General features: G+C 31.6%; 24 protein-coding genes and 3 tRNA genes. 13 read left to right on the plus strand and 14 right to left on the minus strand.

Translation table 11 applies throughout. The features are described from left to right. A partial coding sequence (locus tag ACHZC3_RS11660) for a lycopene cyclase family protein (RefSeq protein ID WP_394760028.1) occupies window positions 1-546 on the plus strand: 546 nt, incomplete at its 5' end. A 90-nt stretch (window positions 547-636) separates the two neighbouring features. Here the strand turns inward: ACHZC3_RS11660 and ACHZC3_RS11665 are convergent. From ACHZC3_RS11665 to ACHZC3_RS11675, 3 genes are all read right to left on the minus strand, one after another. Then, window positions 637-719, minus strand: a tRNA-Leu gene (locus tag ACHZC3_RS11665). A 39-nt stretch (window positions 720-758) separates the two neighbouring features. Beyond that, window positions 759-831 (minus strand) — tRNA-Lys (locus tag ACHZC3_RS11670). Window positions 832-858: 27 nt separating this feature from the next. Continuing rightward, window positions 859-931, minus strand: a tRNA-Lys gene (locus tag ACHZC3_RS11675). A 126-nt stretch (window positions 932-1,057) separates the two neighbouring features. Between ACHZC3_RS11675 and ACHZC3_RS11680 the strand changes: the two genes are divergently transcribed. After that, window positions 1,058-1,576 carry a shikimate kinase gene (locus ACHZC3_RS11680; protein ID WP_394760029.1) on the plus strand — a complete coding sequence of 173 codons (519 nt, stop codon included), beginning with the start codon at window positions 1,058-1,060 and terminating at the stop codon, window positions 1,574-1,576. Here ACHZC3_RS11680 and ACHZC3_RS11685 read toward each other — a convergent pair. Genes ACHZC3_RS11685 through ACHZC3_RS11695 form a run of 3 tightly spaced genes read right to left on the minus strand, consistent with a single transcriptional unit; the run spans window position 1,568 to window position 3,034 of the window. Then, on the minus strand, window positions 1,568-2,065 hold the full coding sequence (locus ACHZC3_RS11685) for a phosphoribosyltransferase domain-containing protein (RefSeq protein WP_394760030.1): 498 nt from the start codon (window positions 2,063-2,065) through the stop codon (window positions 1,568-1,570). The two genes, ACHZC3_RS11680 and ACHZC3_RS11685, sit on opposite strands and share 9 nt — an antisense overlap. Window positions 2,066-2,070: 5 nt before the next feature. Next, window positions 2,071-2,652: a methyltransferase domain-containing protein gene (locus ACHZC3_RS11690; protein ID WP_394760031.1), complete on the minus strand. Its 582-nt coding sequence runs from the start codon at window positions 2,650-2,652 to the stop codon at window positions 2,071-2,073. Beyond that, a complete protein-coding gene (locus tag ACHZC3_RS11695) occupies window positions 2,639-3,034 on the minus strand; it encodes an RNA-binding S4 domain-containing protein (protein ID WP_394760032.1) in 396 nt (131 codons plus the stop codon). The genes ACHZC3_RS11690 and ACHZC3_RS11695 overlap by 14 nt, the downstream gene beginning before the upstream one ends. A 76-nt stretch (window positions 3,035-3,110) precedes the next feature. Here ACHZC3_RS11695 and ACHZC3_RS11700 point away from each other — a divergent pair, with 76 nt between their 5' ends. After that, entirely contained in the window at window positions 3,111-4,166 is a 1,056-nt protein-coding gene (locus ACHZC3_RS11700; RefSeq protein WP_394760033.1) for an FKBP-type peptidyl-prolyl cis-trans isomerase, read from the plus strand. A 53-nt stretch (window positions 4,167-4,219) separates the two neighbouring features. Here the strand turns inward: ACHZC3_RS11700 and ACHZC3_RS11705 are convergent, their stop codons facing one another. After that, complete coding sequence (locus ACHZC3_RS11705; protein ID WP_394760034.1) at window positions 4,220-5,620, minus strand: FAD-binding oxidoreductase; 1,401 nt, start codon at window positions 5,618-5,620, stop codon at window positions 4,220-4,222. A gap of 186 nt (window positions 5,621-5,806) precedes the next feature. Further along, window positions 5,807-7,015 carry an MFS transporter gene (locus ACHZC3_RS11710; protein ID WP_394760035.1) on the minus strand — a complete coding sequence of 403 codons (1,209 nt, stop codon included), beginning with the start codon at window positions 7,013-7,015 and terminating at the stop codon, window positions 5,807-5,809. Window positions 7,016-7,664: 649 nt separating this feature from the next. On the opposite strand from ACHZC3_RS11710, the gene meaB reads away from it, so the two are divergent. Beyond that, the gene (meaB, locus tag ACHZC3_RS11715; RefSeq protein WP_394760036.1) at window positions 7,665-8,750 is read left to right on the plus strand and encodes a methylmalonyl Co-A mutase-associated GTPase MeaB; all 1,086 of its coding nucleotides are present in this window, start codon (window positions 7,665-7,667) and stop codon (window positions 8,748-8,750) included. A 2-nt stretch (window positions 8,751-8,752) separates the two neighbouring features. On the opposite strand, the gene ACHZC3_RS11720 is transcribed toward meaB, so the two are convergent. The 3 genes from ACHZC3_RS11720 to ACHZC3_RS11730 all read right to left on the minus strand — a co-directional run bounded on the left by ACHZC3_RS11720 (window position 8,753) and on the right by ACHZC3_RS11730 (window position 11,428). Continuing rightward, entirely contained in the window at window positions 8,753-8,983 is a 231-nt protein-coding gene (locus ACHZC3_RS11720) for a hypothetical protein (RefSeq protein WP_394760037.1), read from the minus strand. 89 nt (window positions 8,984-9,072) lie between these two features. Next, window positions 9,073-9,981 carry a prohibitin family protein gene (locus ACHZC3_RS11725; protein ID WP_394760038.1) on the minus strand — a complete coding sequence of 303 codons (909 nt, stop codon included), beginning with the start codon at window positions 9,979-9,981 and terminating at the stop codon, window positions 9,073-9,075. 67 nt (window positions 9,982-10,048) lie between these two features. Beyond that, window positions 10,049-11,428 carry an MATE family efflux transporter gene (locus tag ACHZC3_RS11730; RefSeq protein ID WP_394760039.1) on the minus strand — a complete coding sequence of 460 codons (1,380 nt, stop codon included), beginning with the start codon at window positions 11,426-11,428 and terminating at the stop codon, window positions 10,049-10,051. 194 nt (window positions 11,429-11,622) lie between these two features. Here ACHZC3_RS11730 and ACHZC3_RS11735 point away from each other — a divergent pair, with 194 nt between their 5' ends. Continuing rightward, complete coding sequence (locus tag ACHZC3_RS11735) at window positions 11,623-12,171, plus strand: hypothetical protein (RefSeq protein WP_394760040.1); 549 nt, start codon at window positions 11,623-11,625, stop codon at window positions 12,169-12,171. Window positions 12,172-12,220: 49 nt separating this feature from the next. Here the strand turns inward: ACHZC3_RS11735 and ACHZC3_RS11740 are convergent, their stop codons facing one another. After that, complete coding sequence (locus ACHZC3_RS11740; protein ID WP_394760041.1) at window positions 12,221-13,099, minus strand: PPK2 family polyphosphate kinase; 879 nt, start codon at window positions 13,097-13,099, stop codon at window positions 12,221-12,223. Window positions 13,100-13,221: 122 nt separating this feature from the next. Here ACHZC3_RS11740 and ACHZC3_RS11745 point away from each other — a divergent pair, with 122 nt between their 5' ends. The 8 genes from ACHZC3_RS11745 to ACHZC3_RS11780 all read left to right on the plus strand — a co-directional run bounded on the left by ACHZC3_RS11745 (window position 13,222) and on the right by ACHZC3_RS11780 (window position 19,252). Then, window positions 13,222-14,034 carry a DUF6929 family protein gene (locus ACHZC3_RS11745; RefSeq protein ID WP_394760042.1) on the plus strand — a complete coding sequence of 271 codons (813 nt, stop codon included), beginning with the start codon at window positions 13,222-13,224 and terminating at the stop codon, window positions 14,032-14,034. A gap of 105 nt (window positions 14,035-14,139) precedes the next feature. Beyond that, a complete protein-coding gene (locus ACHZC3_RS11750; RefSeq protein WP_394760043.1) occupies window positions 14,140-14,619 on the plus strand; it encodes a phospholipid scramblase-related protein in 480 nt (159 codons plus the stop codon). A gap of 123 nt (window positions 14,620-14,742) precedes the next feature. After that, entirely contained in the window at window positions 14,743-14,928 is a 186-nt protein-coding gene (locus ACHZC3_RS11755; RefSeq protein ID WP_394760044.1) for a hypothetical protein, read from the plus strand. Window position 14,929: 1 nt separating this feature from the next. Further along, window positions 14,930-15,184: a hypothetical protein gene (locus ACHZC3_RS11760; protein ID WP_394760045.1), complete on the plus strand. Its 255-nt coding sequence runs from the start codon at window positions 14,930-14,932 to the stop codon at window positions 15,182-15,184. Between the two features lie 412 nt (window positions 15,185-15,596). Then, window positions 15,597-16,097, plus strand: a complete 501-nt coding sequence (locus ACHZC3_RS11765) for a hypothetical protein (RefSeq protein ID WP_394760046.1) — start codon at window positions 15,597-15,599, stop codon at window positions 16,095-16,097. A 530-nt stretch (window positions 16,098-16,627) separates the two neighbouring features. Beyond that, window positions 16,628-17,128 carry an RNA polymerase sigma factor gene (locus ACHZC3_RS11770; RefSeq protein ID WP_394760050.1) on the plus strand — a complete coding sequence of 167 codons (501 nt, stop codon included), beginning with the start codon at window positions 16,628-16,630 and terminating at the stop codon, window positions 17,126-17,128. A 2-nt stretch (window positions 17,129-17,130) separates the two neighbouring features. Continuing rightward, window positions 17,131-18,009, plus strand: coding sequence for a hypothetical protein (locus ACHZC3_RS11775; RefSeq protein ID WP_394760047.1), 879 nt, complete (start codon window positions 17,131-17,133; stop codon window positions 18,007-18,009). Between the two features lie 37 nt (window positions 18,010-18,046). Continuing rightward, window positions 18,047-19,252 (plus strand): hypothetical protein, encoded by a 1,206-nt coding sequence (locus ACHZC3_RS11780; protein WP_394760048.1) that lies wholly within the window; start codon window positions 18,047-18,049, stop codon window positions 19,250-19,252. A gap of 128 nt (window positions 19,253-19,380) precedes the next feature. Here ACHZC3_RS11780 and trxB read toward each other — a convergent pair whose 3' ends face one another. Then, window positions 19,381-20,328 (minus strand): thioredoxin-disulfide reductase, encoded by a 948-nt coding sequence (gene trxB / locus ACHZC3_RS11785; protein WP_394760049.1) that lies wholly within the window; start codon window positions 20,326-20,328, stop codon window positions 19,381-19,383. A gap of 100 nt (window positions 20,329-20,428) precedes the next feature. After that, window positions 20,429-20,797, minus strand: coding sequence for a response regulator transcription factor (locus ACHZC3_RS11790; RefSeq protein ID WP_394760051.1), 369 nt, complete (start codon window positions 20,795-20,797; stop codon window positions 20,429-20,431). Between the last annotated feature and the right edge of the window lie 66 nt (window positions 20,798-20,863).

The following is a 20,863-nucleotide window of genomic DNA, read 5'->3' on the forward strand; positions in this document are numbered from 1 at the left end:
CCATTCTCTGAAACCGAAGCTTTGGTCGAATATACTTTATTCTCGCCCCATTTGTTGCAAGAAAGCGAATACGAACAAGCAATAAGTGATTATCTAAAAGAAAAAGGAGCGACCTTCTTCAAGATAACTAAAAAAGAACAAGGAAATATTCCTATGACTGTTTTTCCTTTTTGGAAAAGTAATTCGAAAAATGTTTTGCATATAGGAACTGCTGGTGGTTGGACAAAAGCCAGTACGGGTTATACGTTTAAGAATACAGTAAAACAATCGGAAAGAGTAGTTTCGTTATTAAAAACAACAACAATCGATTTTAGAAAATTTCATAAACCGAATAGATTTCTATTTTATGATACACTTTTTGTTAGTGTTTTGTTTAAAAATAATGCTTTAGGAAAAAAAATATTTTCTAATATGTTCCTAAAAGTGAATCCTAAAAAAATATTTAGGTTTTTAGATGAAGAATCTAATCTGAAAGAAGAATTACAAATTATATTAGCTTGTCCTAAAATACCATTTATAAAAGCTTTGTTGAGATTTAAAGAGTGATTATTATAAGATTAAGATCTTCTTTTTTAAAGAGAAATACCAGAGAATAAACAAGTTGCTCGATTATTTCTCTGGTATTTAATTTTCCCGTGACCACGGCGGGATTTGAACCCGCACGCCCTTGCGAGCACCAGCCCCTCAAGCTGGCAAGTCTACCGTTTCTCCACGTGGCCTTAAATAAAAAAAGTCAAGCTAAAAGCTCGACTTTTTTGTGACCTGGCTGGGGCTCGAACCCAGGACCCCATCATTAAAAGTGATGTGCTCTACCAACTGAGCTACCAAGTCATTGCTTGAAGAAATAAAAAAAAATTGTGACCTGGCTGGGGCTCGAACCCAGGACCCCATCATTAAAAGTGATGTGCTCTACCAACTGAGCTACCAAGTCATTGTATTTCTTCAATGCGGGTGCAAATATAGGAAGTTAATATTAATTTTTCAAAGGTATTTTGTATTAAATTTGTGTTTTTTTATTAAATATACTCAGAGTGTTAATTTATAAGGTCTTAGCTTCATGAAAAAAATTGTTTTAGTTGGTTATATGGCTTCTGGAAAAACAGAAATAGGAAAATTACTGTCAAAAAAGCTCGATTTACCTTTTTTCGATATAGATCATCTAATAGAAAATGAAGTTTCTAAAAGTATAAATGAAATTTTTGAAATAAAAGGAGAAATTTTCTTTAGGAAAAAAGAGCATGAAGTTTTTGAAAAAACAATAAATTCTAACAAATCGTTTGTGCTAAGTCTTGGTGGCGGAACTCCATGTTATGCAAATAATCATAAGTTTTTGAATAAAGATGATGTAATTTCAATCTACCTAAAAGGAAGTGTAGCAACGCTGATAGATAGAATAAAAATTAATAAAACCAAAAGACCACTTCTGAAAGATTTAGAAGACGATGAACTCACAGAGTATGTTGCCAAGCATCTTTTTGACCGAAGTTTCTACTACAATCAATGCAAACACACAATCAGTATAGATAATAAATCTCCGTTTGATGTTGTAGAGGAAATTCAGAAAATACTACTCTAAGAAAGCAGAATCCTGATTTTCATTAAAAACAACCTGAACATGTTCTAATAATGATGTAGATAGTGAAATTCCTTTAAAATCGGCTTTTATAGGATATTTTTTATGGTTTCTATCTATTAGAACAGCAGTTTTAAATTTCTTTAAAGTAACATCAAGAAAATGTCTTACACCATATATTAATGTTGTTCCAGAATTAAGAACATCGTCAACCAAAACCAATCCTTTGTTTGTATATTCGTTTTTAGGAATAGAAGTTGTAATTGCTGTAGTTGGATTTTTTTTATCAATACAAACATCACATAAAATTACTTTAATAGGAGAAATGGTTTTAAGAGCCAAAGCAATTTTACTTGCAAAAATAGTTCCGTTACCTTGTATTCCTGCTATAACAATTTCTTCCTCATCAATAAATGTTTCGTAGATTTGATAAGCAATTCGCTTAATTTTGAATTCAATTTCCTGATGATTAAGTATTTGGTTGTGACTCATGGTGGTTATTTTTTTGTAAAGATAAAAAAGAGTTCGTTTCCTAAACGTGGTTTGATAGAATTATGAGCGGTTTCTAATGTTTTGATTTCAAAACTTGTAGAGAATAATTTTAGATATTCTTCTTTCGAACCTCCAAATGGTGGACCAGCTTCCGTCAATGGAAATTGAAAAAATAAACCCATAAGTTTACCTTTCGGCGAAAGTAAAGAAACTATTTTCTCAACATATTTTGTTCTCAGTTCTGGATTTAGAGCGCAAAAAAAAGTTTGCTCGATAATTAAGTCGTAACTTCCTTCGTGTTCAAAAAAATCAGAAAGTATCAATTGATTTGGATTGTAATTTGGCATTCTGTCCTTTAGATTATCAATAGGATTTTGAGCATAGTCCACAACAAAACTATTTTCAAAACCATTATTTATCAAATATTCAAACTCATAACCATTGCCGCAACCAGGAATAAGTATTTTGATAGATTTATCTTCCAATTGGTCAATATATTCTTTTAAGGGTGTGGTTATTTTTCCCGTATCCCAACTAATGTCATTGGTTTGGTATCTGTTTTCCCAGTATTTGTTATTCAATTTCATTGGTTTCATCTTTTTTTGTGTCAGTACCAAATTCTTCTATATCGCGACGATCTTTTTTAGTTGGGCGACCTGTTCCATTTTTTCTATAATGCTCTTTAGAGAGTTTAAGCAATTCTAAATGAGCAAAAGATTCGCTTGGTGTCTCGTCTTTTCTATATATATCGACTAATTTTGCACCCACACGATTATCTGGAATATCTAAAACCGAAATAATATAGGTAATTTGATCCCTTCTAAAAGTGACTTTGTCACCAGGATATACTTCCTTAGAAGCTTTAGCCACTTGATTGTTTACCGTGATATGGTTTTTTTTACAAGCATCGGTAACCATATTTCGGGTTTTATAATATCGGACACACCAAAGAAATTTATCTATTCGCATAAAAATTAAAAAACAAAGTTAAATTTTGAACAAAAATAAATCAAAATTGTATCTTGCATACCTAAAATAACAGATAATGATTAGAATTTTTAAAGTAGTATTTTTATTTATAATGAGTTTAGCGATTTTTAGTTGTAATAAAACTGATGATCTTACGCCTCCTTATGTTATTCCTTATGAGGAACAGTATCCTGTAGATTTAGCTGCCATTGATAAATACCTAGATGAATATCATATGGATGTTAATTCCAATAAAGATGTGACTTTTACAAAAATTAGTCTTATGCCTGTTGCTGGTCCATCAATTAGAATAGAATACGCTTCTATGTTGCGTACAAAGACTGTTGCAAGTAATGGGGTCAATTATAAAGTTTATTACATTTCATTAGATGATGGTACAAAAGAACAACCAACTGTGGTTGATTCAGTTTTTGTTTCTTATAAAGGAGAATACCTTTATAATAAAAAAGTAGAGATATTGCCTGCAACCAATCCTGCAACGTATAATACTTATTTAGCAAGTTCTCCTTTTGATCAAGCGCAAAATCCAGTTTGGTTTCCACTGAGTAATGTGATTCAAGGATGGAAAGAAATAATGCCGTTTTTTAAATCAGGAACAAACACTACTAACACTGATGGATCTATAAATTTTATTGGTTTCGGTGCTGGAGTTATGTTTTTGCCTTCTGGTTTAGCATATTACAATAATGGTATAGGAAGTATTCCAGCTTATTCTCCATTAATATTTAGCTTTAAACTTATGGAGGTGAATTTAGTCGATAATGATTATGATCGAATTAATTCTAAAGATGAAGCTTTTGATATAGGAACAGGGACTTATAATTTCTCTAAGGACACAGATGGTGATGGTAGACCAGATTATTTAGATCAAGACGATGATGGTGATGGTTATTTGACAAAGTTTGAAATAAAAAAACCAACACCTTTAGGTTCAGGACAAGGAACTAGTTTGTATTATCCTTTTAGCCCAATTGCAGACGATCTTACTACAACGACTATAGATGAAAGTGAACCAAAAGGGATTCCGGATGCTTCTGGGAATGGTGTTTTACCTACTAGATTAAGAAGACATCTTAATCCTAATAGTAAGCCTCCATTTACAGTATACTAATAAAAAATCCCGCTTCAAGCCTAGAAGCGGGATTTTTTTTGCACCCGAAATTATTAGCAATCAGGAAAAATCTTTCCTGGATTAAGAATTCCGTTGGGGTCAAAAACAAATTTTATTCTTTTCATAAGTTCTAGATGTACTTCTGAAAAAGCAATATCCATATAATTTTTTTGTACAAAACCAATACCATGTTCTCCCGAAAGTGTTCCTTTTAAAGAAACTGTCAATTCAAAAATCTCTCTAATACCTTTAGGAACTTCTGTTTTCCAATTCTCATCAGTCATATTTGCTTTAATGATATTGACATGCAAGTTTCCATCGCCAGCATGACCGTAACAAACAGATTTGAATCCGTATTTGTTGCCAATTCTCTTAATTCCTTGTAATAGTTTTGGTAATTCATATCTTGGCACAACAGTGTCTTCTTCTTTATAAATAGAATTTGCTTTAACAGCTTCTGCAATATTACGGCGCATTTTCCAAATCGCATTTTTTTGATCTTCGGTGTCTGCAAAAAGTATTTCATCTATTTGAAATTGTTCGACAACAGTCATTATTTTTTCGGCTTCTTGCATTAAAATTTCTGGATAATTACCATCAACTTCTATTAATAAATGTGCTTGAATTCCGTCACTAACTTGAACATTTAGTCCATCAATAAATTTAAGTGCCCAATCTATGGCATCACGCTCCATAAACTCTAAAGCGCTAGGTATAATTCCAGCCCTAAAAATAGCTGAAACTGCTTCGCAAGCTTGAGTTGCATTATAAAAGGGAACCAACATTAAAACATTATGATTCACTTTTGGTAACAGCTTCATCACAATTTTTGTGATAATCCCCAGTGTTCCTTCGCTTCCTACCATGAGTTGAGTCAAGTTGTAACCTGTAGAATTTTTGAGTGTATTGGCTCCTGTCCAAATTATTTCTCCATTAGGCAAAACAACTTCTAGGTTTAAAACATAATCTTTTGTCACTCCATATTTTACAGCACGAGCTCCACCAGCATTTTCGGCAACATTTCCACCTATCCAACAACTTCCTTGACTACTTGGGTCTGGTGGATAAAACAATCCTTTTTCGGCAACAGATTCTCGTAAAACTTGAGTGATTACAGCTGGTTCGACTGTAACTTGCAGATTTTTTTCGTCTATTTCTAAGATTTTATTAAATCGTTCCATCGACAATCCTATTCCTTGACGAATACTTAATGCACCACCACTTAATCCGGTTCTGGCTCCAATGGCTGTAACTGGAATTTTATATTGATTGGCTAATTTTAAAATTTCAGAAATTTCTATTACATTTACTGGTTTTACAACTACTGATGGCGGAAAAACATAATCTTCGGTTTCGTCGTGTCCGTAATGATTACGTGTTTCTTGATCGGTAAACACGAACGTTTCCCCAACAATTTGTTGTAATTTTTGAAGTATTTCAGGAGTAATTTGCATTGTATGTAATTTGAATAGTAAAAGTAAATTATTTAGCAAAGATTTGCAAAGAAGACTGAAAGATTGATATTTTTTTCAAATAATTTAAATTTAAGATCGAAGCCCAAGCTCAGATAGAAGAGGAAACCCTTTTTGAGGCATGGGTACTGGAAAGAGTTCCTGATTATTTTGAAACTCGCAATGATACTATTTTTTCTTTAAATTGGGCAAAAAATAACAAATTGCACCCATTATGGGTAAGTAAGAACAAATTTGATATACAAATTCTATAGATGTTTTATCGGCAAGAATCCCAAGTAATGCAGAACCTAAAGCTCCCATTCCGAAGGCAAACCCGTAAAAAAGACCTGATACCATTCCGAGTTTTTTAGGGACTAATTCTTGTGCATAAACAATAATGGCTGGAAATGCTGAAGAGATAATTACACCAATAATTATCATTAAAATATCGGTATAAAATAGGTTGGCATATGGTAATAATAATGCGAAAGGTGTTGCTCCGAAAACAGAAAACCAAATAATATATTTTCGCCCAAATTTATCGCCTAACGGTCCACCAAGAATGGTTCCTAGTGCATAGGCAAACAGATAAATAAACATGTGAAATTGTGCTTGTTGTATGGTAAGATGAAATTTTTCTATCACATAAAATGTGTAATAAGTTGACAAACTTGCGGAATAAAAAAACTTTGAAAATATAAGAATTAGAAGTACGACAATAGCAAATTTTACTTTGCTTTTAGAGAGATTATGAAAATCTATAAATTCTCCTTTATTATTATTTCGTAAGATTAAATGATCTCTATACCAAAAGGCAATTTTAGAAATTATAGCCAAGCCAATTGTTGCCGCAATAACGAACCAAAGAATATATCTTTGTCCGTTAGGAACTACAATTAGAGCTACTAATAAAGGTCCTAGTGCTGTTCCTAAATTACCACCAACTTGAAAAATAGATTGTGCTAATCCTCGTTTTCCGCCAGAGGCTAAATTAGAAATTCGTGCCGATTCAGGATGAAAAATTGCTGAACCAGTTCCTATAAGCATTACGGATGCTATTATCCAATATAAATTATTTGCATATGATAATATGATTATTCCAGCTAACGAAAATAGCATTCCGTAAACTTGTGAAAAGGGTTTTGGATATTTATCAGTATAATAACCTACAAATGGTTGAAATATAGAAGCTGTCATTTGAAAAGCAAAGGTTATAAGGCCAATTTGTGTAAAGGAAAGCCCGTAATTCTGTTTCAGAATAGGATAAACAGATGGAATTATTGCCTGTATTAAATCGTTGAGTAAATGTGCGAAACTTATGGAGAAAAGAATTGAAAAAACTGTTTTCTGAATTAATTCCTTTTTAATATCTAGCGTAGGAGATTCAATAGCCACAATGATAGGTTTATTATTTGGTGCAAATTTAGGATATTCTAACCCTAAGTTTGAGAATTAACATAAATTTATTAAAACAAAAAAAAATAGTCGTCAACAAAAAAACACAACTATAGAAACGTCTAAGATGCTGAAAACAAGACATCTAGCTCAATCTACCTTTGATTACTTAGAATAAAAAAGCGGTTTTACTTGTTAATATAATAATTATTTAACAAAATGTTTGCGTTATTTGAAATAATTTATTAGTTTTAACTAACCCTAAATTTTTATATCATGTCAAAATTAATGATTACCCACACACAAGTATTACTTGAAAAAGTTAGTAATGATCCGAATTTATTTTGCAAAGAATACTAAAAGCCATAAAAAACTTATTGGCGTCAGAATTAGAAGAACTTGCCAGATGGTTTGTATTTTTTACTAAAGGAAGACCCGAATTACAAAACTGTAAAATGGAGCTTATTGAGTCATAAAATTATTTATTGATTAGGAATTATTTTTCTAAAAAAAAAACATTAAATTGTAACCTACAACTATGCAATAGAAATGACTTTTAAGTGTTTCTATTGCATGGTTTTTATTTTGAAACAAATTAGATTATTATGTAAAAATAAAATGCTTAAATTTGTGTTTGAATTCCTCGAAATTGAAAGAATCTATAAAAAAATCGGCACTAAAAGAAAATGAAGGCATCGAACGACCTGATATTATCAGTTCTAATTCGCTTAAAAAAATTCAGCAATTTAGAAAAATACAACCTTCCTCTGAAGAATTGGTTTCTGGAATTTTAGCTGGTAATATTACTGATTTAAGCCGTGCCATTACTATTGTAGAAAGCACTAATCCCAATCATTTAGAAAAAGCAAATCATGTCATAAACGCTTGTTTGCCTCATGCTAATAAATCCGTAAGAATAGGAATTACAGGCGTTCCTGGTGTTGGAAAAAGTACTTTTATTGAAGCTTTTGGAAAATATCTAACTTCTATCGGTAAAAAAGTAGCCGTTCTAGCAGTAGATCCCTCAAGTACTATCTCACATGGAAGTATTCTGGGTGATAAAACCAGAATGGAAGAATTAGTCAAGGACAAAAATGCTTACATAAGACCATCTGCTTCTGGAGAAACGCTTGGTGGTGTTGCTAGGAAAACCAGAGAGACAATTACGCTTTGCGAAGCGGCTGGTTTTGACACCATTATTATAGAAACTGTTGGAGTCGGACAAAGCGAAACAGCTGTTCATAGTATGGTCGATTTCTTTTTGCTTCTCAAAATTTCTGGGGCTGGCGATGAGTTGCAAGGTATCAAACGAGGCATTATGGAAATGGCCGATGCTATTGTTATAAATAAAGCCGATGGTGATAATATTAGAAAAGCCAATTTAGCAAAAACAGAATTCAATAGAGCTTTGCATTTATTTCCTGCAAAAAAATCTGGTTGGACTCCAACAACTTCAACTTGCAGCGCAATTACTCATGATGGAATTGCTGAAGTTTGGGAAACGATTCAGAAATTTCTTGAATTGACAAAAGCTACTAATTATTTTTTTGAAAAAAGAAAAGAGCAAAACCAATATTGGATGCTAGAAACAATTAATGAGCAATTGAAAACTAATTTTTACAATCATGCTGAAATTTGTAAATTAGTAGAAGAAAATAAAAAAGCGGTGCAAAATGATGAAATTTCACCATTTGCAGCCGCTAAATTTTTGCTAGAAAAGTATTTTAAGAAATAGATTTATTCTTTTTCGTAACGTTCCATTTCGCGATCATAAAAAGCGTTTGCTTGTTCTATTAATCCTTCCATTTCGGTATTTAGTTCTGCTTCGTCAAGATCTTCGGCTTCTTCCATAAATTCGACTTCATCATCTTTTAGATTGATAATAAATCGTGGATAGTCTAAATGGATAATAAAAATATCCTCTGGAAAATCAGTGTTGTCGCCTAGTAAAAATTTTGGTAATTCCATATTATTTGTTTATTCGGTTATTTGTTTATTCGGTTATTTGGAACCCGAATGAACGAATAAACAAATAACCGAATAAACTTTTAAAAAATCTATTTATCTGATAAAATCACTGGCGAATTCTTTCCATTCATAAAAATAATTTTAGAATTGTTTGAAGTCGCTATTTCTTTCTGAGCTTTTATTTGTTCGTATTGCAATTGTTTGTCAGTTAGTCCTGAAGAGATAATTTGTTGATAATCAGCAATACCTTGCGCTTCTACACGTTTGCGTTCTGCTTCTTGTTTTTCTTTTTGAAGCACAAATGTCATTTTTTGAGCATCTTGTTCGGCATTAATTTTAGATTCAATCGTTTTTTTAACAGAATTAGGTAAATTGATATTTCTAATTAACAATTGCTCTAAAATCAAACCACGTGATTTAAAATCTGCTTCAATTGTTTTAAAAATTCTTTGTTGAAATTCGCCTCTTTTTGTTGAATATAAAGCTACTGCATCGTAATAAACTGCGTTATCACGAATACGTGTTCGAGTTACAGGTCTAACAATTTTATTTGAATAGTCTTCTCCAATAGTTTTCAGAATTTTCGGTGTGTCATTTGGAGAGACTCTGTATAAAACGGTCAAATCAATAACCACTTCTAATCCGTCATTAGACAAAACACGAATAGCATCATCACCTTGTCTTTCACCTTCATCGTGAATGGCAGACATTGTGTAATTTTGTGTTTGCGTATTGAAAGTTGTAATGTCTAATAATGGATTCACAATATGTAAACCACTTTCTAAAACTTCTGAATGCACTTTTCCGTATAAAGATTTTACACCGACTTGACCAGCATTTATTTGTTTAAACATCGACGAAAAAATGCCCAGACCAATAACTACAAGTCCAACAGTCCTTAGAATAGTAGAAAATTTTGATAATGGATTTGATACATTGTCTTTTAATGTAAAACTCACAATCAGTAAAATAACGCCTAAAATAATAAATAGTATCATTTTTTTAAATATTAATTTGTTTAATAATTAAACGTAAATACTTAATAATAGTTACAATTACTCTAACTTATTGTTGATTGTTTTTAATTAATTTTTTGGTTAAATTATTAAATCTAATGTATAAAAATAGTGCGGCAGTAGTAAGTCCCGCTAATAACCCTATCCAAATTCCAGTTGCTTTTAAGTTGGTGTATAAGCCTAAATAAAACGAAATAGGAAAACCAACAACCCAATAGGCCACAAATGTAATATACATAGGGATTTTTACATCTTGCAAACCTCTCAAAGCTCCTAAAACAACGACTTGTATCCCGTCAGAAATTTGAAATACGGCTGCTACTAATAACAATTGTGCCGCAATAGCAATAACTTCTTTATTGTCTAAAGTTTGATTAAAATTTTCCATATCAAGAAACAAATGAGGCAAATAAGTATGGAAGATAATGAAGAATAAACCAAAAATAATTTCAACAAGTATAGCCAGCAAAAAGATTGATTTTGCTACTACAACTAAGTTTTTATAATCGTTCAAACCTTTCTGATTACTAACTCTAATCATAGCGGTAACACTTAATCCCATAGCAAACATAAATGTCATGGTTGCTAATGTTAAAGCGATTTGATTTGCTGCTTGACTATTTTTATTAATAGTTCCAGAAAGCCAGACAGCAGCTGTAAATAGAGCTACTTCAAACAACATTTGCATCGCAGAGGGAAATCCCAAATTGACAATTTTGCGAATCATTGATTTCTTTATTTGCTTGAAACTAAAATCTTTAAAATAAATTTTCATTCGCTTGTTATACTTCAAGATATAATGCATAAAAACGACCATCATGATTCTAGAAATCACTGTTCCTAAAGCTGCACCAAGTATTCCAAGTTTTGGAAAAATCCAAATACCATAAATCAATACATAATTAAAGAAAATATGCACCACATTTGCCATAAAAATAGCATACATCGAATATTTTGTTTGCGACAAACCATCGGCAAATTGTTTGTAACCTTGGTAAATAATTACGGGAATTAATGAAAAAGCAACCCAGTCGATATATGGATTAGCCAAATCAACTACTTCTTTTGGTTGATGCATAAAGTACATAAGAGGCTTTGCCAGGACGATTAAGGCAAATAGAGAAATTCCTAAAACGGTACATAATAACAAGCCGTGATGAAAAGCAGAACGAATCTTTTTATCATCTTTTTCGGCATCAGCTTCAGCAATAATTGGTGTGATTGCCGTCGAAAAGCCTATTCCTAAAGACATGGCAACAAATATGAAACTATTGCCTAAAGAAACTGCCGCCAACTCTGTCGAACCCAATTTTCCTACCATAATATTATCGACAATCCCGATTAAAGTATGTCCTAACATTCCTAAAATAACAGGATACGCTAGCTTTATGTTTTCGGAAAACTCTTTTGTGTATTGCGAAAAATTCAATTTAATATAATTTAAGTTGGCAAAGATAAATAGAACAATTGAATTCTATCGTTACTATTTCAATAATAAAGGCGCCTTTGTAAATAATAAACCAATAATTATATAACAAAACACATTAATTCTATAAATCTAAGATAGTTGATTACTCTACTTTTGCACTGTTGTTTAATAAATAACAACACAAAAAATAAATTATGAAAATAACACAAAAAATTAAGTTTCTATTGGTGTTTACAATCTCAATGTTGTTTGCAACTAATTCAAATGCTCAAGAAGTAGAAAATACAAAAAATTATGATCAAGGATTTCGTTTAGGAATTGGAATTAATGGCGGATATGCATTTGCAGATCCTTATAAATTAGCTTTGGGAGCTGATGCTAGATTACAATATGATTTATCTAAAAGATACTCTATAACTTTAACTAGTGGATTTACAAATCTATTTGTAGATGGAAAAGACAATGATTTAGGTTTCATACCTGTTAAGGCTGGTTTTAAAGCTTTTGTTTGGGAAGATCAGTTTTACGTGATGGGAGAAGCTGGAGCGGCATTTGCTGTAACCAATAATTATGACAAAACATCATTTTTACTATCTCCAAGTATTGGATATGCTACGAAACATATCGATTTAAGTTTAAGATACGAACATTATTCAGATTTTGTAAAACTTAATAGTAATGGTACTTTAGGAACAGGATTTGGTCAAATAGCACTTAGAGTCGCTTATGGTTTTGATCTTTAATATCAAATAAAATATTTTAAAAAATGCACTGAGATTCAGTGCATTTTTTTTATTCTTTTTCTAACTGTTCTCTGTACAACTTCATATTCTCTTTCACTTTATCATCTAATTCAGGTTCTTTAATATCAGTGAGTTTTTGCATTTCTTCCCAAATTATTTTTGCCACAATATACCTTGCCATTTCTTTGTCATCAGCCGGAATTATATACCATGGAGCGTGATTAGTAGAAGTGTTGTTAATAGCATCTTCATAACAAGACATGTAGTTGTCCCAAAGTTCTCGCTCTTTTAAATCGCCAGTAGAAAACTTCCAATTGTCTACTTGATTATCTAATCGATGTAACAATCTTTTTCGCTGCTCCTCTTTACTCATGTTCAAAAAGAATTTCATCACAATAGTACCGTTCTTAACAATATGTTTTTCGAAATTATTAATCTGCTCAAAACGCTTTTTCCAAAACTCAGGTGTTATATTTGAAACGTTGTCTATTCCTGGCAAATTCTCATACATAATATATTCAGGATGCACACGAGTAACCAAAACATTCTCATAATGTGTTCTATTAAAAACGGCAAACTTTCCTTTTTCTGGCAGCGCTAAGTAGTGACGCCATAAATAATCATGTTCCAATTCGGTCGAATTAGGAGTCTTAAAACTGTGAACCACTACCCCACGAGCATTAAATTCCTTAAAAACCTCCCGAATCAAACTGTCTTTTCCAGAAGTATCCATGCCTTGCAAACAAATTAAAACACTATATCTGTTGTGTGCATACATAACATCTTGGAAAGAGCTCAACTTGCTACTCACTTTGTCCAGCTTTTCTTCTTTTTCATCATCATCGGCATCAATTTTTAGCTCGGTCGGAATTTTAGACAACGTAATTTTGTCCGTTACTTTAAAATCATCTGGATTTATCGATTTCATATTCTTTGTTTTATATTTGTTTTTTTAAGAGCTATTTCCTGCTGTACACTCTATCTTTCTCTGGCTAAAGAAGCCAGAAAAAGGATGCCGTTTCCATCAGGGCTAAACTTATCAGCTAATTTATGCAAAAATTTCAACTTTCGGAATATTTAAAAATTTCAGGCATTGGTTCTGCCTCAGGAATCGTGTTTACAAACCAGTCATTATACATTATAAGCGATAACGCAGGATTTTTGTATCAATACAATTTAGAATCTGATACATTGATAAAACATCAATTAATAGAAAACCCATCAGAAAATATCCTTAAAATTCATAAACCAGATTTCGAAGCTATTACATTAAAAGAGAATGAACTCCATATTTTTGGTTCAGGATCAACCCAAAATCGAAATAAAAGTATCATTTTTAATATAGAAAATCAGAAAATTCAAGAAAATGATTTCTCTGAAACATATCAAAACATAAAAAATACCATTCAAATTTCGGATGACGAATTAAACATTGAAGGAGCATTATTTTACAAGGAAAAATTATATTTATTCCAACGAGGAAATGGAGCAAATTCTAAAAATGGAATTATTATAATTGATGATAATATCCATTTTCAACACATACCATTACCCAAAATAAAACACGTAGAAACCTCATTTACTGATGCCATTTTAGTAAAAGACAAAATTTACTTTCTTGCTTCTGCCGAAGACACACTTTCTACTTACGATGACGGCGAAGTTTTAGGAAGTATCATTGGTTGTATTGATGTAAAAACTTTCAAAATCGATTTTACAACTCAAATTTCAAGTACTCATAAATTTGAAGGATTAACTTTGTATGAAAATTCGCAATCTCATTTAGAATTCTTACTTTGCGAAGACAATGACACTGAAGAATTAGAAACTAAAATTTATAAACTAACAATATCTAAAAAATGAATCCAGTATTAAACCAAAATCTTTACTTGATTAAAGAAAAAGTAGGAATGTTTAAAAGCGTCAAACAGTTATGACATTTTCGATCCTAATTCTAACAAACATTTAATGACGAGTAAAGAACCTAATTTAGGGACTTTTACTAAAATTTTTCGATTCACAAAATACAAAAAGCACACCCCATTTAACGTTCTTGTAACCACAACCGAAGGAAAACCAATCCTAAATATGAAACGTGGCGTGGCTATTTTTCGTTCAGATATTGAAGTTTTCGACGAAAGAGCACAACTTATAGGTTATTTTAAACAAAAGTTCTGGTCTTTTGGCGGTAAATTCGAAATTGTAGACAAACACCAAAAACCAGTTTGTACCTTACAAGGAAAATGGACAGGTTGGGATTTCAAATTTAACAAAGACGGCAAAGAACTAGCAACTGTGAGCAAAAAATGGGCAGGAATTGGCAAAGAGTTTTTTACTAGCGCCGATAATTATGTACTTTCTATAAACGAAATTGTACCACAAGATTCTGTCGAAAGACAACTTATTTTTGCCGCTGTGATGGTGATAGATATGGTTTTGAAAGAGTAATAATATTTATAGATAAAGCGAATAGTTACCTGAAATTCGACCGGAGCTACACAAAACCTGAAAAAGTATTCATCATTTGAGAAGCTTTTTTTACATTTACCTCAAAATATTAAAACATACAACATGAAAGGTTTCATAAAGGTGATTGACGTAAATGACAAAGAACATTTCTTGAACATTGATTATATAATTAAATTTACACCAACTGGTCAAACTTTGAGAGGTAATGCCATTGTTACCACGGTAAGCGAAACTATTCAAACTACGACAACAGTTGATGAAATTGTTGATATGATAAAACTTCAATAATATGTACACTTATAAAGAAGCACAGAAAATAGCTAACTACTATTTGGATAAAGTTATTGGCAAACCTTTAAGTAGAGTTAAAGCAAAATCATTACCTATTACGGAAATAAAGATTGAAGAATTAGATGACCATTCATTTAATGTATTCTGCTATGGGAAAGCTACATTAAGTGTTGCATTTTTTACAACTATAGATCTCGTCGCAAAGGATCTAGAACTTTTAGGTCCTAATGAAATTTTAAAACTTGATGATTAGAAGAATTTAGAATTTATGAAAAGAAAGCGAAGAACTTATATAATCAATATTTAAGGATCGAGTTCCCCCCCAGCTAGCGCGAGCGTCTCGCTCGTGCCCACAAACAAAGTAAAAAAAATATAATAAGAATGTGTACGAGCGAGACGCTCGCACTAGCGAAGGAATATTGTCATTCCGAGGAACGAGGAATCTCATAATATAAATAACTTGATGAGATTCCTCGTTCCTCGGAATGACAAACTGTGTGCATTACAGTCAATTTAAAATGGCATAACTAATTAAAAAAAAGCCAATAGTTAAAACTCATTTAACTATTGGCTTTTGCCTTTTTACTAATGCCTTAAAAAAATATTTTACCTTCGTCCCAACCTTTTTATAAAATAAGTCCTCTTTAGTATAAAGACGTTTGTTTATGAAGGATAAAATATTAATAATAATCGTAGTCACATTGTTTATTTCTTGTAAAAGTAGTATGCCATATCCGATGTATAAGAGTATGTATAGTTATTGTGAAAAAGAATTTGATAATGATGTTATTCTGAAAAACCCGATTGTTGTAGAGGATAATAAACTAATAGGATTATATTCATCTATTGATATGAACCTCTTTAAATATAAATTTATACAGTATGGTTCAATACAGATTTTACCTAAAGGATATACTTATTTAAATGATTTTTTTGGAGAAAATGCACAGAATGGAATTATTATAATAAATAAACGTGTTACTTTTCGCTGTGGTGGCTATCATCCAAAAAGAGTATATCTTTTAGACAATAAAGAAACTACTTTAGAGAAATTAATTGAAAATAAAACGAAATGCTATTATGTTGCAAAATTTGAAGGGTTAAAAGATAAAAACGGTGGAGATGTTGAAATAACAATTTTAACACTAAAGAAACCAAAAAGATAATCAATTGTGATAAACGAAAACCTACTATTAGCCTGCAAAAAAATGCCCCGCTAGCGCGAGCGTCTCGCTCGTGCTCACAAACAAAGTAAAAAAAATATAATAAGAATGTTTACGAGCGAGACGCTCGCACTAGCGAAGGGATATTGTCATTCCGAGGAACGAGGAATCTCATCAAGTTATTTATATTATGAGGTTCCTCGTTCCTCGGAATGACAAACTGTGTGCATTACAGTCAATTTAAAATGGCATAACTAACTAAAAATTAAAAAAAGCCAATAGTTAAATGAGTTTTAACTATTGGCTTTTTTGTACCTTATTGCGTTAGGGATTGTAGTGGAAATCCTTTTTTGAGGTTTTTTCCGAAAAAAAGATTGCAACGAAAAGCCCGACCCTTGTGGTAACGCCCAAATTATTTTACTACTAAATAAAAAATATTTTACCTTCGTCCCAACCTTTTTATAAAAAATAGCCTCTTTAGTATAAAGACATTCATTGTGATAAACGAAAACCTACTATTAGCCTGCAAAAAAATGCACCGAGATGCACAACGTGAGGTCTACGAGCTTATGGCTCCAAAATTGTATCGCACTTGCAAGCGCTACCTAAAGAAAGAGGAAGAAATAGAAGAAGTGTTGGCCGATACTTTTTATACTGTTTTTACAAAAATAGACACGCTAAAAGAGCTTTGTGCTTTTGAAGCTTGGGCTCGGAAAATTGCAGTAAATAACTGTCTTCATCAGCTGAAACGCAATGTGAACTTCAATATATATTTGGAGGACACGAAGCTTCAGTTACAACCTGAGAGTTTGCCAAACACACATTTGGAGGAAGAAGATTTACTCAAATTGTTAGATTATATTCCTGCTGGCTGCAAAACAATTTTCAATTTATTCGCTATTGAAGGCTACAGTCACAAAGAAATAGCCACGTTGCTTAACATTTCTGAAGGCACATCGAAATCACAATTGAATGTAGCCAAAACAAAGTTGAAAGATTTAGTAAACAATTTGTATTACAAACAAGCAAAGTAAAAATGGAAAATCAAGATAAAATAGTCGAACAATTTAAAAAAGCAGCCGAAAATTCGGAGAACCAAGATTTTCCTGGAATGGAAAAAGTTTGGTCGCGTGTTGATGCAAAATTAGACACAAAAGTGTTTAAAAAGCAAAATAAAAATTGGCAGAAAATGGCAGTTGCAGCTTCGGTTGTTATAGTAGGAATTATTGCTTATCAGTTTTTGAAAACAGATAAAGAAATTACAATTCCTAAAAACCAACTAGTAATTACTGATTCTACACAAGTTATTTCTGAAAAACCAATTTTGGAAGAAAATGCAATTGTGGTTACGGAATCAAATAGTTGGAGTAGTACAAAGAAAGAGGAGCAAGCTTTGCAAGAACAAATTAATAGTAATACTGATGAAGTAATTGTGGCAAATTCAGTTGTAAAAGATTCGGCATCAGTTTCGACTAAAAGTTCTGGTTATTTATTAAGAGGACGAGTTTTTGATGCTATTGGAGTACATCGTGTGAAACAAGATAATAGTGCTATTGAAGGTAAAAAAGCAGAAGTACAAGACACAAAAATAGAAACTCCACTAATTGTTATTGATGGAAAAACAATCACGAATAATAAAAAATCGCCCGAAAAAATTCTAGATGAGCTAGACAAAGACGAGTTTGAAACTGTTTACCTAAAAGAACCTTTGTATATTATAAATGGGATTTATTATTCGGAGGAATCATTATTTGGCAAAACTCCTACGAGCCCTTATGCTCCGTTAGATAAGCAAGAAATTAAGACTATTAAAATTTTGCAAGGCGAAGAAGCAACTTCTGTTTACGGAAAAAAAGGCGAAAAAGGGGTGGTGATTATTACTACTAAAACGGGGAAACCTGTAGTGTTAAAATAGACAAAATTCAAAAATTTAATTTTTAAAATTTAATACCATGAAAGATTTAAAATCTATTTCATTAGTCATAACTATGTTTATAAGTTTCGTGGCTTTTGGACAAGAAAAGGATTCGATAAAAGCAGAAAAAACAACCTACAAAGGTTTTCATTGTGCTCGTTCAATTACAAAAAATGAATATCCATTATGTGTTGTTGATGATAAAATTGTAGACCGAAAATTATTAGAACATTTAGATACAAATGTTATTGAAAGTGTAAGTGTATTAAAAGGTCCACAAGCTGTTGCTCTTTATGGGATAGAAGGATCAAACGGAGTACTGTTTATTAAAACTAAAAATTTAATACTAAAAGATTCAAAAGGATTAATCACACTTTATTCTGATGAATTTAAATTAAACGAAAATCAAAAAAAGAAACAAATTACTGGAATAATTTCTGACTGCGAAGGGATAGCATTAGCGAATGTAACTATTTCAAATCTAAACACAAAAGAAATTGTTAAATCTGATTCAATAGGAAAATATAATATTACGGTACATAAAAATGATGTTTTAGAATTTTCATTATATGGTTTTGAATCCCAAAGAGTTTTAATAGAAAAGCAAAAAGAAATAGATCTTAAGCTGAGAGTAATTCAAAATCAGCAAACAATTATGCTTAAAAAACCTGTGATTTATTTGTATCCAATGCAGAAAACGGATATTATTTTCACATTAGATTTTAAAGGGAAATTACTAACTACTTTCCCTAAATATGAAACCAATTGGGATATAACTGCTTATCCAGACGGGAAAATTTTCGATAAGAATACCAATCGTTTTTATACTTCTTTATTTTGGGACGGTGAAAATAATTTTACTAATGAGCATTATAATTACAAAGATGGTTTTGTAGTTTCTAAAAATAATCTAACATCTTTCTTGATTGAAAAATTAGAATTCATGGGTTTAAATACTTTCGAGACGAATGAATTTGTACAATATTGGCTACCAATTTTAGAAAAAAATGACACCAACTTTATTCATTTCTGGGTGAATGAAGATTATACTATTTTTTCAAAAAATAATGTAAATCCAAAACCTAATACTTCAATACGGATTTTTATGGAGTTTTATGGTTTAGAAAATCCACTAAAAATTCCTGAGCAAATTTTGCTCAAAACAAGAAGAGAAGGTTTTACACTTGTAGAGTGGGGTGGAAGTGATGTTAGTAACTCGATAAAACAAATGAATGGTTTGTAATTGTAAATAAGTTTTTTGGTTAATTTGTTTATTGAAAAACCCAACAGAATTTTAAAAAACTGTTGGGTTTTATTTTTTGAAAAATAAATAGAACTGTATTAATTTTTTAGAGCTATTTAATACTAAACTTATTCTTTTGCTGCCAAATATCTTTCGGCGTCTAATGCAGCCATACAACCCGTTCCAGCAGCAGTAATTGCTTGTCTATAAACATGGTCAGCAGCATCACCAGAAACAAAAACACCCGCAACATTAGTTTTAGATGATCCAGGAATATTTACAATATAACCTGTTTCGTCGAGCGTGATATAATCTTTAAAAATATCAGTATTTGGTTTATGCCCAATCGCTACAAAGAAACCTGTAGCTGGGATATCAAAAATAGCACCAGTTGTTTTGTTTTTTGCTTTTACAGCAGTAACCACTTGACCGTCGCCTAAAACCTCAACAGTATCATGGTTCATTAAAATTGTAATGTTTTCAGTTTTACGAACACGCGCTTCCATGATTTTTGAAGCTCTAAATTGTTCGCTACGAACCAACATAGTTACTTTTTTGCACAGTTTAGATAAATAATGTGCTTCCTCGCAAGCAGAATCTCCAGCTCCAACGATAACAACTTCTTGATTACGATAGAAAAATCCGTCGCAAATAGCACAAGCTGAAACTCCACCACCTGTTTTAAGATAATGTTGTTCAGAGTCGATTCCTAAATATTTTGCAGTTGCGCCAGTAGAAATAATTACCGTTTCGCAGTGCAATTCTTTTTCATCATTTATCCAAACTTTATGAATATCTCCTGAAAAATCGACTTTTGTAGCCCAACCATCACGAACATCGGTACCAAAACGTTTCGCTTGAGCCTCTAAGCCAATCATCATTTCTGGACCTGTAATTCCTTCAGGGTTTCCTGGCCAGTTTTCTACTTCGTTTGTTGTTGTAAGTTGACCTCCGGGTTGCGTTCCTTGGTATAAAATAGGGTTCATATTTGCTCTAGCAGCGTATATTGCCGCGGTGTAACCTGCAGGACCAGAACCTATAATTAGGCATTTTATTTTTTCGATGTTATTGGACATAATAAGTGTTTTTATAAAAAGACAAATGTAAACTTTATTATAAAAAATTCACTCTTTAATAAATTGAAAAAACTTATTTGTTTATAGAAAAATACTTTTATTATTTTAAATACTGAATTGCCCAAATAAGCAAAGTATTCTTTTCCTTTGGCAAACCTAATTTTTCAATAATATTACTTCGATGTCCTTCAACTGTTTTTTCAGAAAGAAACAATGACTCTGCAATTTGCTTACTTGTTTTTTGCTGGGCAATTAGTTCTACAATTTTTCTTTCGGATAAAGTTAGTTTGCTAAGCTCATCATTGTTATTTTTGTTATCTACAACTAAATCTTCTTCAAGGAATTCACTTACATATTTATTACCTTTTGCAACTTCAATTAAACATTTTTCTAATTCTGTTTGCGCATGTTCTTTAAGAATGTATCCGTAAATTCCATATTTAGACTGAACCCAAAAGTTTGGACAAATTTATAATTAATTTTGATAATAATGAGTTCGATATTGTATCGGACTCATTTTGTTTAAATTTGACTT

The organism is Flavobacterium sp. (assembly GCF_043720215.1).
GTDB lineage: Bacteria > Bacteroidota > Bacteroidia > Flavobacteriales > Flavobacteriaceae > Flavobacterium.

Excerpts from the sequence above, each read along its gene's own strand:
- ACHZC3_RS11720 (WP_394760037.1), bottom strand. The coding sequence starts at position 8,983 with ATGGAATTACCAAAATTTTTACTAGGCGACAACACTGATTTTCCAGAG.
- ACHZC3_RS11750 (WP_394760043.1), top strand. The coding sequence starts at position 14,140 with ATGACGAGTAAAGAACCTAATTTAGGGACTTTTACTAAAATTTTTCGA.
- ACHZC3_RS11705 (WP_394760034.1), bottom strand. The coding sequence starts at position 5,620 with ATGCAAATTACTCCTGAAATACTTCAAAAATTACAACAAATTGTTGGG.
- trxB (WP_394760049.1), bottom strand. The coding sequence starts at position 20,328 with ATGTCCAATAACATCGAAAAAATAAAATGCCTAATTATAGGTTCTGGT.
- ACHZC3_RS11765 (WP_394760046.1), top strand. The coding sequence starts at position 15,597 with ATGAAGGATAAAATATTAATAATAATCGTAGTCACATTGTTTATTTCT.
- ACHZC3_RS11690 (WP_394760031.1), bottom strand. The coding sequence starts at position 2,652 with ATGAAATTGAATAACAAATACTGGGAAAACAGATACCAAACCAATGAC.
- ACHZC3_RS11685 (WP_394760030.1), bottom strand. The coding sequence starts at position 2,065 with ATGAGTCACAACCAAATACTTAATCATCAGGAAATTGAATTCAAAATT.
- ACHZC3_RS11755 (WP_394760044.1), top strand. The coding sequence starts at position 14,743 with ATGAAAGGTTTCATAAAGGTGATTGACGTAAATGACAAAGAACATTTC.
- ACHZC3_RS11770 (WP_394760050.1), top strand. The coding sequence starts at position 16,628 with ATGCACCGAGATGCACAACGTGAGGTCTACGAGCTTATGGCTCCAAAA.
- ACHZC3_RS11680 (WP_394760029.1), top strand. The coding sequence starts at position 1,058 with ATGAAAAAAATTGTTTTAGTTGGTTATATGGCTTCTGGAAAAACAGAA.
- ACHZC3_RS11760 (WP_394760045.1), top strand. The coding sequence starts at position 14,930 with ATGTACACTTATAAAGAAGCACAGAAAATAGCTAACTACTATTTGGAT.
- ACHZC3_RS11780 (WP_394760048.1), top strand. The coding sequence starts at position 18,047 with ATGAAAGATTTAAAATCTATTTCATTAGTCATAACTATGTTTATAAGT.
- ACHZC3_RS11775 (WP_394760047.1), top strand. The coding sequence starts at position 17,131 with ATGGAAAATCAAGATAAAATAGTCGAACAATTTAAAAAAGCAGCCGAA.
- ACHZC3_RS11695 (WP_394760032.1), bottom strand. The coding sequence starts at position 3,034 with ATGCGAATAGATAAATTTCTTTGGTGTGTCCGATATTATAAAACCCGA.
- ACHZC3_RS11700 (WP_394760033.1), top strand. The coding sequence starts at position 3,111 with ATGATTAGAATTTTTAAAGTAGTATTTTTATTTATAATGAGTTTAGCG.
- ACHZC3_RS11735 (WP_394760040.1), top strand. The coding sequence starts at position 11,623 with ATGAAAATAACACAAAAAATTAAGTTTCTATTGGTGTTTACAATCTCA.
- ACHZC3_RS11740 (WP_394760041.1), bottom strand. The coding sequence starts at position 13,099 with ATGAAATCGATAAATCCAGATGATTTTAAAGTAACGGACAAAATTACG.
- ACHZC3_RS11745 (WP_394760042.1), top strand. The coding sequence starts at position 13,222 with ATGCAAAAATTTCAACTTTCGGAATATTTAAAAATTTCAGGCATTGGT.
- ACHZC3_RS11725 (WP_394760038.1), bottom strand. The coding sequence starts at position 9,981 with ATGATACTATTTATTATTTTAGGCGTTATTTTACTGATTGTGAGTTTT.